The following is a 12,551-nucleotide window of genomic DNA, read 5'->3' as shown; positions in this document are numbered from 1 at the left end:
CGGACCTGTCTCAGCGGCGATGCACCGCGCGATGAGCGAATCGATCGGCGCGCGCGGACTGAGCACGCCGAACCCGCCGGTAGGCGCGGTGATCCTGGACGCCGACGGACACGTCGCCGGGGTCGGACACACCAGGGAGGCCGGGGGCCCGCACGCCGAGGTGGTCGCTCTCGGGCAGGCAGGAGACAGAGCTGCGGGTGGGACCGCCGTGGTGACCCTCGAGCCGTGCAACCACACCGGGCGAACCGGGCCGTGTTCTGAGGCACTGATCGCCGCCGGAATCAGAGTTGTCCATTACGCGGTCGCCGACCCCAACCCCGTTGCCACGGGAGGACATCAGCGACTCGAGGCTGCGGGACTCGATGTGCACGGCGGCGTGTGCGCCGACACGGTGGCCACCGGCCCGCTTCGCGAGTGGTTGTTCCGTCAGGAGCACGGCCGTCCGATGGTGACCGCCAAGTTCGCCGCATCCGTCGACGGACGGGTCGCTGCGCCCGACGGCTCGAGCCAGTGGATCACGGGTCCGGCCGCACGTGAGCGTGTGCACGACGAACGTGCGCAGATCGACGCGATCGTCGTCGGCACGGGCACCGTACTGGCCGACGACCCGAGCCTCACCGCGAGGTACCCCGACGGCTCACTCCGGGAACACCAGCCATTGCGAGTCGTCGTCGGATCGTCGGCCATCCCGCCACAGGCCAAGGTGTTCGACGGTCGAGCGCGCACCATCCGCATTCATGAGCACGAACCGGCGGCCGTGGTGGAGGCCCTGGCCGAGCTGAGCAATGTGCAGATCGAGGGCGGATCACGGTTGCTCGGTGCGTTCTTCGCGGCGGGTCTGGTCGACCGGGTGCAGGCGTATGTCGCCCCGCTGGTGATCGGCGGGGGACTCCCGGCGATCACGGACGACACGGTCACCACCCTGCAACAGGCGAGGCGATTTTCGACCGATCGTGTGGAGACACTCGGTGACGACGTTCTGCTCACCCTGACCGCAACCCGCTGACCGGCCATTTCATGGTCTTCTCGCTGGTCAGCGGGATCGATGGATGTGCTAACTTCGTAAGTGGAAGTTCTCGGGGCGGGGTGCAATTCCCCACCGGCGGTAATCGTGGGCGACAGTTCGTCCGCGGAGCCCGCGAGCGCCCGCATCACACCCGATGCGGGGTCAGCAGATTCCGGTGAGATTCCGGAGCCGACGGTGATAGTCCGGATGAAAGAGAACACCACGGCCGGTCCGATGGATCGGCACGTGCGACGCCGCCCTGAGATCGCAGCAGCGATGTGAGGAGTTGGCGATGTTCACCGGAATCGTCGAAGAACGCGGCAGTATCGTCGCGCGTGAAGACCTGTCCGACGCGGCGCGGTTCACCGTTCGTGGGCCGCTGGTCACCAGCGATGCGGGTCACGGTGACTCGATCGCCGTCAACGGCGTCTGCCTGACCGTGGTCGAACTGCGGCCCGGCGGTGAGTTCACCGTCGACGTGATGGCCGAGACCCTCAATCGCAGCTCACTGGCCACCGTCAGTCCCGGCAGCCCGGTCAACCTGGAGCGTGCGATGCCCGCCGGTGGCCGTTTCGGCGGGCACATCGTGCAGGGGCATGTCGACGGTGTCGGCACTGTCCAGACCGTGAACGAGGCGGAGAACTGGACCGTGGTGCGCATCGGTACCACGACGGCGGTTGCGCGCTACATCGTCGAGAAGGGCTCGATCACCGTCGACGGCGTGTCACTGACCGTCTCGGCAATCGGACCCGACTGGTTCGAGATCTCGCTCATCCCAACCACTCTCGATCTGACGACGCTGGGTGCGGCCGTCCCGGGGGTGGTCGTTAACCTGGAGGTCGACGTGATCGCCAAATACGTCGAACGGCTAGCCGCGATCGGAGTACAGCGATGAACAGTCCAACGGACGAGGTCGACGGCCTGCGCCAGACCACCAGGTTCGACACGGTGGAGCGCGCCATCGCAGACATCGCTGCCGGAAAGGCCGTGGTCGTCGTGGACGACGAGGACCGGGAGAACGAGGGCGACCTGATCTTCGCGGCCGAGAAGGCCACCCCCGAACTCGTGGCCTTCATGGTCCGCTACACCTCGGGATACCTGTGTGTGCCACTCGACGGTGCCGACTGTGACCGCCTCGGGCTTCCGCCGATGTACTCGATGAACCAGGACAAGCACGGCACCGCCTACACCGTGACGGTTGATGCCCGCGAGGGAATCGGAACAGGCATCAGCGCATCGGACCGCGCCGCGACGATGCGCCTGCTGGCCGACCCGGCGAGCACGGCGGGGGACTTCACCAGGCCCGGCCACGTCGTTCCCCTGCGCGCCAAGGAGGGCGGCGTACTTCGCCGCCCCGGCCACACCGAGGCCGCGGTCGATCTGGCGCGGATGGCCGATCTGTCGCCTGCCGGGGTGATCTGCGAGATCGTCAGCCAGAAGGACGAGGGCGCGATGGCCCAGACCCCGGAACTGCGGGTGTTCGCCGACGAACACGACCTCGCGCTGATCTCCATCGCCGACCTGATCGCCTGGCGACGCCGCCATGAGAAGCATGTGGTGCGGGTGGCCGATGCCCGGATCCCGACGGCACACGGCACCTTCCGGGCTGTCGGTTACACCAGCATCTATGACGATGTCGAACACGTTGCGCTGGTACTGGGCGACATCGCCGGCGCAGACGGCGAGGGCAACGACGTGCTGGTACGCGTCCACTCCGAATGTCTGACCGGAGATGTCTTCGGGTCGCTGCGTTGTGATTGCGGTCCGCAGCTCGACGCCGCCCTGGAGATGGTGGCCGACGAAGGCCGCGGGATCGTCCTCTACATGCGGGGCCACGAGGGTCGCGGCATCGGGCTGCTGCACAAGCTGCAGGCATATCAGCTGCAGGATGCCGGGTCGGACACGGTCGACGCCAACCTCGAGCTGGGTCTGCCTGCCGACTCCCGCGACTACGGTCTGGGGGCGCAGATCCTCGTCGATCTGGGTGTGTCGTCGATGCGGTTGCTGACGAACAACCCGGCCAAGCGGGTGGGCCTCGACGGTTACGGCCTGCACGTCACCGAACGAGTGCCGATGCCCGTGCGTCCCAACGCCGAGAACCTGCGGTATCTGCGGACCAAGCGTGACCGGATGGGTCACGACCTGGTCGGACTCGAAGACGACCCGGGCCACCCTTTCAACGTGAGCGGAGGCAACCCCGCATGAGCGGCGCCGGAGAACCCGAACTCGAGCTCGGTGACGCGAGCAGTCTGCGCCTGGCGATCGTTGCCTCGCAATGGCATTCGACCATCTGCGAATCGCTGCTGAGCGGCGCCACCACGGCCGCGGGCAAGGCCGGGATCGATGCGCCGACGGTGATCCGAGTCGCCGGTGCCATCGAACTGCCCGTCATCGTGCAGGCGCTGGCACGTACCCATGACGCCGTCGTGGCCCTCGGAGTGGTGATCAAGGGCGAGACGCCTCACTTCGAATACGTCTGCGATGCGGTCACCGCAGGTCTGACCCGGGTGTCGCTCGACGAATCGACTCCCGTCGGCAACGGGGTGCTGACCACGCTGGACGAACAGCAGGCACTCGACCGTGCCGGACTTCCCGAGTCGAAAGAGGACAAGGGCGCCCAGGCCGCCACCGCGGCGATCGCTTCAGCGCTCACCTTGCGGACCCTCGCTCGAAACGACAACCCGGCCGAAATCCGATGAGACTGCGTTCGACCGTGACCACGAACACCTCTGGCAGCCGGGACGAGGACCGTTGGCAGCTGGTGTACAAACCACGGAAGTCGCCGCGCTACGCGATCGTCGCGGCGGCCGCCATCATCATCGTCTTCATCGTGATCGCAGCGCTGCTGCGGGTCTCGGACACGGGGGCGTACTTCCGTACCTCCGACCAGGTCGCCATGGCGTTGATCGGTTGTGTGATCGGTGGGTCACTCCTCACCCTGACCCGCGCCCGCATCAGGGTCGGGGCGGAGGGCGTCGCGGTCCGGAACCTGTTGCAGGAGCGTATCTTCGACTGGAGCATCGTGCGTGGTGTCTGGTATCCGGACAGTGCGAACTGGGCACGCCTGGAGCTCCCGGACGACGAGCACGTCCCGGTACTGGCCATCCAGGCCAACGACGGCGAGAAGGCGATCGCGGCCATGAACGAGTTCCGTGCCTTGCGCGACCGATATACCCGCGACCCTGAACACTGACCTGGGCACCGCGGGGCCTCACCGGGGGCGGCGGCCGCGTGTGCGGACTTGTCGGCGCGGGGTACTAGCCTGGAATCGTGCCTGACCCGTCTACGTACCGCCCGGCTCCGGGGAGCATTCCCACCGAGCCCGGTGTGTACAAATTCCGGGACATCCACCATCGGGTGATCTACGTGGGCAAGGCGAAAAGTCTGCGTTCGCGGCTGACGTCTTACTTCGCGGACCTGTCCTCGCTGCACCCCCGTACGCGCCAGATGGTGACCACGGCGGCGTCGGTCGAGTGGACCGTGGTGTCCACCGAAGTCGAGGCCCTGCAGCTCGAATACAACTGGATCAAAGAGTTCGATCCGCGTTTCAACGTCCGCTACCGCGACGACAAGAGCTACCCGATGCTCGCCGTCACGATGGCCGAGGAATACCCGCGGTTGTTCGTCTACCGCGGACCCCGTCGCAAGGGGGTCCGCTACTTCGGGCCCTATTCGCATGCCTGGGCGATTCGCGAGACCCTCGATCTGCTCACCCGGGTGTTTCCTGCTCGCACGTGCTCCTCCGGAGTGTTCAAGCGGCACAAGCAGATCGACCGACCGTGTCTGCTGGGTTACATCGACAAGTGCGCGGCCCCGTGCATCGGGCGCGTCAGCGCCGAAGAGCACCGGACCATCGTCGAGGACTTCTGCGACTTCCTCGCCGGGCGCACCGATCGCATGATCAACAACCTTCAGGGCCAGATGGAACGCGCATCGGCAGAGCTGGACTTCGAGCGCGCGGCCCGGCTGCGCGACGACATCGGGGCCCTGCGGCGGGCACTCGAAAGGCAGGCCGTGGTGCTCGGAGACGGCACCGATGCCGATCTCGTGGCCATGGACGGCGACCAACTCGAGGTGTCGGTGCAAGTCTTCCATGTCCGCGGCGGCCGCGTCCGTGGTCAGCGTGGGTGGATCGTGGAGAAATCCGGCGACGACCAGATGGCCGAGCAGGTCGGACAATTCCTCACGCAGTTCTACGGCGAGCAGGTCGATCAAGCCGACTCGATCGACGTGGAGGAGGGCCACGCGAAGGCTGACCCGGTACCCCGGGAGGTGCTGGTCCAGACGCTGCCCCCGAACGTGGACGAAGTCCGCGAGTGGCTCTCGAGCCTGCGGGGAAGCAATGTGGACCTGCGCATCCCTCAGCGCGGTGACAAAAGGGCGCTGATGGAGACCCTGGCGCGCAACGCCGCCGACGCCCTCAACCAGCACAAGCTCAAGCGTGCGGGTGACCTGACGACCCGGTCGGCCGCCCTCACCGAGATCCAGGACACCCTCGGCCTCGACACCGCGCCGCTGCGGATCGAATGTATCGACATCTCGCACGTGCAGGGCACAGACGTGGTTGCATCGTTGGTGGTGTTCGAAGACGGCTTGCCTCGCAAGTCCGACTATCGGCACTACGCGATCCGTGAGGCCGCCGGGGACGGCCGGTCCGACGATGTCGCCTCGATCGCCGAGGTCACGCGACGCCGGTTCCTGCGACACCGTGCCGATGTGGCGGCCGCAGCTCCGGTGACAACCGCGGCGATTGGTGGGGGCATCGCGGCTGACGGCGTCGTCGAGGTGGATCCGAACGGGGGAGACATGGCGCCGGAAGCGGCGATCGACCCGAAGACGGGGCGTCCGCGCAAGTTCGCCTACCCACCGAATCTGTTTGTCGTGGACGGCGGCGCGCCGCAGGTGCATGCGGCGGCGGCGGTGCTGGACGAGTTGAACATCACCGATGTCGCGGTGATCGGCCTGGCCAAACGGCTCGAAGAGGTATGGGTGCCCGGCGACGACGATCCGGTCATCTTCCCCCGGACCAGCGAAGCGCTCTTCCTCCTGCAGCGGGTACGCGACGAGGCGCACCGGTTCGCGATCAGTTTCCATCGCAGCAAGCGCAGCAAGCGGATGACCGCCTCGGCACTCGACGGCGTTCCCGGGTTGGGAGCAACCCGGCGTGCGGCACTCGTCGCGCACTTCGGGTCGGTGGCCAATCTCCGGCAGGCCACCATCGAACAGATCTCCGAGGTACCCGGGATCGGCCAGACCACCGCTCGGGCGGTGCAAGAGGCACTTGTCGAACATAATCAGAGCAGTGAACAGACAGGATCCGCCAGGTGAGTGAATCGCAGGCCGGCACCACAACCGGCGCCCCAGGGCTGACCGAGGTGTTGCTGGTCACCGGACTGTCCGGTGCCGGCAGCAGCACCGTTGCGAACCTGCTCGAAGACGCCGGCTGGTACGTGGTCGACAACGTCCCGCACACCTTGATCAGGTCGATGGTGGACGTGGCCCGCCGCGACGACTCCGCCATCTCCCGGATGGCCATCGTGATGCGTATCCAGATCGACTCCTACGCCTCGGCCCTCGATGCCCTGCGCTCCGAACTGGCCGTGACCGGTGTCGATCCCAAGGTGGTGTTCATCGAGGCATCGGACCAGGTGCTGGTGCAGCGGTTCGAGCAGGTACGTCGCCGACATCCGTTGCAAGGCAACGGCACTCTGATCTCGGCCATCGCGACCGAGCGGGCGATGCTGGCTGCGGTGAAGGAACGGGCGGATCTTGTCATCGACACCTCGAACCTGTCGGTGGCCAGGTTGCGGGTGATCATCGAGGGCGCATACGCGAACGCGTCGGTCGCGGACGTGAGCGTGGTGGTCGAGTCGTTCGGGTTCAAATACGGGCTGCCGATCGACGCGGACATGGTGGCCGACGTTCGTTTCCTGCCCAATCCACACTGGGTGCCGGAGCTCCGCGACCACAACGGACTCGAGGCGCCGGTGCGCGACTACGTCCTGGGTCAGGAGGGCGCCGATGAGTTCCTGGAGAAATACGAGCAGATCTTGAGACTGGTCGGTGCGGGATACCGACGCGAGGGCAAGAGGTACATGACGGTTGCCATCGGGTGCACCGGCGGAAAACACCGAAGCGTCGCGATGAGCGAGGCCATCGCCGCCCGGTTGTCGTGCCCGGCCGACGGCGCGGCCGCTTTTGCGGTACGGGTGGCCCATCGGGATCTGGGCCGCGAATGACCGGCCGCGACCCCTCGATCGTCGCGCTGGGTGGGGGGCATGGTCTGTACGCCACCCTCACCGCCATGCGCCGGTTGAGCAGCGACGTGACCGCCGTGGTGACGGTCGCCGACGACGGCGGATCGTCCGGACGTCTCCGGTCCGAACTCGGCGTGCTGCCGCCCGGTGACCTCCGGATGGCCATTGCCGCCTTGCTCGCTGCCACCGAACCAGAGAACCGGGATGTCGCCGGGGTCGCCGGTGCGCAGTCACCCGAGGAGTGGGCCGCGCTGTTGCAGCACCGTTTCGGCGGGCGGGGAGCTCTCGCGGGCCATCCGGTCGGAAATCTCTTGCTCGCCGGGCTCACCGAGGTCACCGGCGATGCGGTCAAGGCGCTGGAGATGATCACCACACTGTTCGGTGTGCAGGGCAGGGTGTTGCCGATGTCGGCCACCGCCCTCGACATCGAAGCAGATGTGTCCGGGCTCGAGGCCGACCCGCGGATCAGCCATTCGATCCGCGGTCAGGTCGCGGTCGCGACCACGCCGGGCAAGGTGCGCCGGGTCCGGTTGCTGCCGCACCAGCCGCCTGCGTGCCCGGAGGCCGTCGACGCCATCGACGGAGCCGACCTGGTGGTCCTCGGCCCGGGGTCCTGGTTCTCCAGCGTGATCCCGCACGTGTTGGTACCCGAGCAGCTCGCAGCCCTCAAACGAACGGCGGCCCGCAAGATCCTCATCGTCAACCTCGCCCCCGAACCCGGTGAGACAGCCGGTTTTTCGGTTGAACGCCACCTGCACGTCCTGCTCGCCCACGCCGACGATTTCCGGGTCGACCACGTGGTCGTCGACTCGGCGTCGGTGCCGTTCGGACGCGAACGCGAGCATGTGGAACGAGCTGCCGCGAAGTTCGGTGCCACCCTGCACGACGGCGAACTGGCAGTCCCTGGCACCCACACCCACGACCCCGCTCGCGTGGCGGCTCTCATCGCCGGCCTGTGCGATAGTGAAGCCGCCAGTTACAGATCGATAGTTCCAACAACCACAGAGGGAGACGGCGTCCGGTGGCGATGACATCCGCGGTCAAAGACGAATTGAGTCGTCTGGCGGTCACGCAGGTGAGCAGCCGGAAGGCCGAGGTCTCGGCTCTGCTGCGTTTCGCGGGCGGTCTCCACATCGTCGCGGGACGTGTGGTGGTCGAGGCCGAGGTCGACCTCGGCAACGTCGCGCGGCGGCTGCGCCAGGCGATCTTCGACCTCTATGGGTACAACTCCGAGTTCCACGTCCTCAGTGCCGGCGGCATCCGCAAGAGTGCCCGGTACATCGTCCGCGTCACCAAGGATGGCGAGGCCCTGGCCCGTCAGACCGGTCTGCTGGACATGCGTGGCAGGCCCGTGCGCGGCCTACCGGCCCAGGTCGTCGGCGGCACCATCGGTGATGCCGAAGCTGCTTGGCGTGGAGCATTTCTCGCGCACGGATCGTTGACCGAGCCCGGCCGTTCCTCGGCGCTGGAGGTCAGCTGCCCCGGGCCCGAGGCCGCGCTCGCCCTGGTGGGCGCAGCCCGGCGGCTCGGTGTCACCGCCAAGGCCCGTGAGGTCCGCGGCGCCGACCGCGTGGTGATCCGCGACGGCGAGGCCATCGGCGCGTTGCTGACCCGCATGGGAGCGCAGGACACCCGGCTCACCTGGGAAGAGCGCCGGATGCGCCGCGAGGTACGTGCCACCGCCAACCGCCTGGCCAACTTCGACGACGCCAACCTGCGTCGGTCGGCGCGCGCCGCTGTTGCGGCTGCCGCCCGGGTGGAGCGCGCGCTCGAGATCCTCGGCGACCAGGTCCCGGATCACCTAATCTCGGCCGGACAGCTCCGGATCACCCACCGGCAGGCATCGCTCGAGGAGTTGGGCCAGCTCGCCGATCCGCCGATGACGAAAGACGCTGTGGCGGGCCGTATCCGGCGTCTGCTGTCAATGGCCGACAAAAAGGCGCGAACCGAAGGCATCCCCGACACCGAGTCGGCGGTCACCGCCGACCTGCTCGACGACGACTGACGAGCTCGGCCGGGCGCTTCGGCGTCAAACCACGCCCGGTGCCAGGACCGGGCGTGCCTGGCTGTTCGGGGCCGACTAGGCTGATCACTGCCGCAGAGGCCGGGAGCCACACGATGGCCCAGCACACCGCATAGCTAAGGAGCTCACAGTGACCGTTCGGGTAGGCGTCAACGGATTCGGCCGGATCGGCCGCAACTTCTTCCGTGCCGTGGAAGCACAAAAGGCGTTGGGCACCACCGACGTCGAGATCGTCGCCGTCAACGACCTCACCGACAACGCGAGCCTGGCTCATCTGCTCAAGTACGACTCCATCCTGGGCCGCCTGCCGCAGGACGTCTCGCTCGAAGGTGACGACACCATCGTCGTCGGCGATCAGAAGATCAAGGCGCTGTCGCTGCGCGAAGGCCCGTCGGCGCTGCCGTGGGGTGACCTCGGCGTCGACGTCGTCGTCGAATCCACCGGAATCTTCACCGATGCTGCCAAGGCGAAGGGCCACCTGGATGCCGGCGCCAAGAAGGTCATCATCTCCGCGCCCGCAAAGGGCGAGGACATCACCATCGTGATGGGCGTCAACGACGACAAGTACGACGGCAGCCAGAACATCATCTCGAACGCTTCGTGCACCACCAACTGCCTCGGCCCCATCGCCAAGGTCCTCGACGACGAGTTCGGCATCGTCAAGGGTCTGATGACCACGATCCACGCCTACACACAGGACCAGAACCTGCAGGACGGACCGCACAGTGACCTCCGTCGTGCGCGCGCTGCCGCTCTGAACGTGGTCCCGACCGGCACCGGTGCCGCCAAGGCGATCGGGCTCGTGCTCCCGCAGCTGCTCGGCAAGCTCGATGGTTACGCACTCCGCGTGCCGATCCCGACCGGCTCGGTCACCGACCTCACCGCGAACCTCAAGAAGTCGGCGAGCGTCGACGAGATCAACGCCGCGATGAAGGCTGCCGCCGAGGGCCCCCTCAAGGGCATCCTGAAGTACAGCACCGACCCGATCGTGTCCTCCGACATCGTCACCGACCCGCACTCGAGCATCTTCGACGCGCCGCTGACCAAGGTGATCGAGGACCAGGTCAAGATCGTGTCGTGGTACGACAACGAGTGGGGCTACTCCAACCGCCTCGTCGACCTCATCGGCCTGGTCGGCAAGTCACTGTAATCCGGTCCTTTAAGCGCCAGGAGACGACGTACCCGTGACCACCTCGGTTCCCACCCTCGCCGATTTGCTCGAGACCGGAGTGGAAGGAAGGACCGTGCTGGTCCGCTCCGACCTCAACGTGCCTCTCGACGGCGGAAAGATCACCGACGCCGGACGCATTGTTGCGTCGGCGCCGACCATCAAGGCTCTGTCCGACGCAGGTGCCAAGGTCATCGTGACCGCACACCTGGGCCGTCCGAAGGGGGCGCCCGACCCGGCGTTCTCCCTCGCGCCGGTCGCCGAGCGTCTCGGCACCGAGCTGGGCCGTAACGTCCAGCTCGCCGGTGACGTGGTCGGCGGGGACGCGTTGGCCCGCTCGGAAGGTCTGACCGACGGCGATGTGCTGTTGGTCGAAAACGTGCGGTTCGATCCGCGTGAGACCTCCAAGGACGCAGCCGAGCGCGAAAAGCTCGCCAAGGCGCTGGTGGAGTTGACCGGTGATGAGGGCGCGTTCGTCTCCGACGGATTCGGTGTGGTGCACCGTGAACAGGCGTCGGTGTACGACGTGGCAAAGCTGTTGCCACACTACGCCGGTGGCCTGGTCGCAGCCGAGGTCGAGGTTCTGGCCAAGCTGACCACCGACACCGCCCGGCCTTACGCGGTGGTGCTCGGCGGCTCCAAGGTGTCGGACAAGATCGGCGTCATCGAGGCCCTGGCGCCCAAGGTCGACACCCTGGTGATCGGTGGCGGTATGGCGTTTACCTTCCTCGCCGCACGTGGGCTGTCGGTCGGTTCGTCGTTGCTGCAGGAGGATCAGATAGAGGTCTGCAAGGCCTTGCTCGAGCGGTTCGGAGACGTCATCCACCTTCCGGTGGACGTGGTCGTGGCCGACAAGTTCGCGGCCGACGCCGAGGCGAAAACCGTGTCGGCAGAAGAGATCCCCGATGGCTGGATGGGATTGGACATCGGTCCCGAGTCGGTCAAGCGCTTCGCGGCGGTGTTGCACGAGGCCAAGACCGTGTTCTGGAACGGTCCAGCCGGTGTCTTCGAGTTCGAGAAGTTCGCCGCCGGTACCAAGGGCCTGGCCCAGGCGATCATCGAAGCCACCAGCGGGGGAGCGTTCTCCGTGGTCGGCGGCGGCGACAGCGCGGCGGCGGTCCGAACCCTCGATCTCCCCGAGGACGGGTTCTCGCACATCTCGACCGGCGGCGGTGCGTCTCTGGAGTATCTCGAAGGCAAAGAGTTGCCCGGACTGAAGGTGTTGGAGAACTGAGATGGCCAATCGTAAGCCGCTGATCGCCGGCAACTGGAAGATGAACCTCAATCACCTCGAGGCCATCGGTCTGGTGCAGAAGATCGCATTCGCGTTGCCCGCCAAGTACTTCGACAAGGTCGACGTGACGGTGATCCCTCCGTTCACCGATATCCGAAGCGTGCAGACCGTCGTCGACGGCGACAAGTTGCTGTTGACCTATGGCGCGCAGGACCTGTCCGCGCACGATTCGGGTGCATACACCGGTGAGATCAGCGGCGCGTTTCTGGCCAAGCTCGGGTGCACATTCGTGGTGGTCGGGCATTCCGAGCGTCGCACGATGCACGCGGAGACCGACGACGTGGTGCTGGCGAAGACCAAGGCAGCGCTCAAGTACGAGCTGACCCCCATCGTCTGTGTCGGCGAGGGCCTCGAGGTGCGCGAGGCAGGCGACCACGTCGAGTACAACATCGCGCAGCTCAAGGGGTCGCTTGCAGGTCTGTCCGCCGACGAGATCAGCAAGGTTGTCATCGCCTACGAACCCGTGTGGGCCATCGGTACCGGCCGCGTTGCCAGTGCCGCCGACGCCCAGGAGGTGTGCGCGGCGCTGCGTGCCACGCTCGCCGAACTGGCCGACGCCAAGATCGCGGACTCTGTGCGCATCCTCTACGGCGGATCTGTGAATGCCAAGAACGTCGGTGAGATCGTCGGGCAGACCGACGTCGACGGTGCCCTGGTGGGTGGCGCGTCGCTCAAGTCCGACGAGTTCGCCACCCTGTCGGCGATCGCCGCCGGGGGACCGCTGCCCTGACCAACCGATTTTGTGCCCTTTTGGCGGTGCTGACCTGCGGGTTTGTTCGCCAAAAGGGCACAATTCTGGGATG

General features: G+C 66.8%; 12 protein-coding genes and 1 riboswitch. All 12 genes read left to right on the top strand.

Translation table 11 applies throughout. The features are described from left to right. The first annotated feature begins 19 nt into the window (after positions 1–19). Complete coding sequence (ribD, locus tag CSW57_RS08680; RefSeq protein WP_189339190.1) at positions 20–1,006, top strand: bifunctional diaminohydroxyphosphoribosylaminopyrimidine deaminase/5-amino-6-(5-phosphoribosylamino)uracil reductase RibD; 987 nt, start codon at positions 20–22, stop codon at positions 1,004–1,006. Between the two features lie 62 nt (positions 1,007–1,068). Beyond that, a riboswitch (FMN riboswitch) is annotated at positions 1,069–1,229 on the top strand. A 69-nt stretch (positions 1,230–1,298) separates the two neighbouring features. Further along, positions 1,299–1,901, top strand: coding sequence for a riboflavin synthase (locus tag CSW57_RS08675; RefSeq protein WP_099382385.1), 603 nt, complete (start codon positions 1,299–1,301; stop codon positions 1,899–1,901). Beyond that, complete coding sequence (locus CSW57_RS08670) at positions 1,898–3,211, top strand: bifunctional 3,4-dihydroxy-2-butanone-4-phosphate synthase/GTP cyclohydrolase II (RefSeq protein WP_023959431.1); 1,314 nt, start codon at positions 1,898–1,900, stop codon at positions 3,209–3,211. The genes CSW57_RS08675 and CSW57_RS08670 overlap by 4 nt, the downstream gene beginning before the upstream one ends. After that, on the top strand, positions 3,208–3,705 hold the full coding sequence (gene ribH, locus CSW57_RS08665; protein WP_099382384.1) for a 6,7-dimethyl-8-ribityllumazine synthase: 498 nt from the start codon (positions 3,208–3,210) through the stop codon (positions 3,703–3,705). Before CSW57_RS08670 ends, ribH begins: the two co-directional genes overlap by 4 nt. Positions 3,706–3,719: 14 nt before the next feature. Then, complete coding sequence (locus CSW57_RS08660) at positions 3,720–4,199, top strand: PH domain-containing protein (RefSeq protein WP_223249126.1); 480 nt, start codon at positions 3,720–3,722, stop codon at positions 4,197–4,199. 77 nt (positions 4,200–4,276) lie between these two features. Continuing rightward, positions 4,277–6,334, top strand: a complete 2,058-nt coding sequence (gene uvrC, locus CSW57_RS08655) for an excinuclease ABC subunit UvrC (protein ID WP_099382382.1) — start codon at positions 4,277–4,279, stop codon at positions 6,332–6,334. Next, positions 6,322–7,245: an RNase adapter RapZ gene (gene rapZ, locus CSW57_RS08650; protein WP_099382381.1), complete on the top strand. Its 924-nt coding sequence runs from the start codon at positions 6,322–6,324 to the stop codon at positions 7,243–7,245. Before uvrC ends, rapZ begins: the two co-directional genes overlap by 13 nt. Continuing rightward, a complete protein-coding gene (locus CSW57_RS08645; RefSeq protein WP_099382380.1) occupies positions 7,242–8,294 on the top strand; it encodes a gluconeogenesis factor YvcK family protein in 1,053 nt (350 codons plus the stop codon). Before rapZ ends, CSW57_RS08645 begins: the two co-directional genes overlap by 4 nt. Continuing rightward, on the top strand, positions 8,285–9,268 hold the full coding sequence (whiA, locus tag CSW57_RS08640) for a DNA-binding protein WhiA (RefSeq protein WP_023959419.1): 984 nt from the start codon (positions 8,285–8,287) through the stop codon (positions 9,266–9,268). Before CSW57_RS08645 ends, whiA begins: the two co-directional genes overlap by 10 nt. A gap of 148 nt (positions 9,269–9,416) precedes the next feature. Further along, positions 9,417–10,436 carry a type I glyceraldehyde-3-phosphate dehydrogenase gene (gap, locus tag CSW57_RS08635; RefSeq protein ID WP_023959417.1) on the top strand — a complete coding sequence of 340 codons (1,020 nt, stop codon included), beginning with the start codon at positions 9,417–9,419 and terminating at the stop codon, positions 10,434–10,436. A 34-nt stretch (positions 10,437–10,470) separates the two neighbouring features. Continuing rightward, positions 10,471–11,688, top strand: coding sequence for a phosphoglycerate kinase (locus CSW57_RS08630; protein ID WP_099382379.1), 1,218 nt, complete (start codon positions 10,471–10,473; stop codon positions 11,686–11,688). A 1-nt stretch (position 11,689) separates the two neighbouring features. Further along, on the top strand, positions 11,690–12,478 hold the full coding sequence (tpiA, locus tag CSW57_RS08625) for a triose-phosphate isomerase (protein ID WP_099382378.1): 789 nt from the start codon (positions 11,690–11,692) through the stop codon (positions 12,476–12,478). The last annotated feature ends 73 nt before the right edge of the window (positions 12,479–12,551 follow it).

Source organism: Williamsia muralis (assembly GCF_002735905.1).
Taxonomy (GTDB): Bacteria; Actinomycetota; Actinomycetes; order Mycobacteriales; family Mycobacteriaceae; genus Williamsia; species Williamsia muralis_A.
This window is presented reverse-complemented; position numbering and strand designations above follow the sequence as displayed.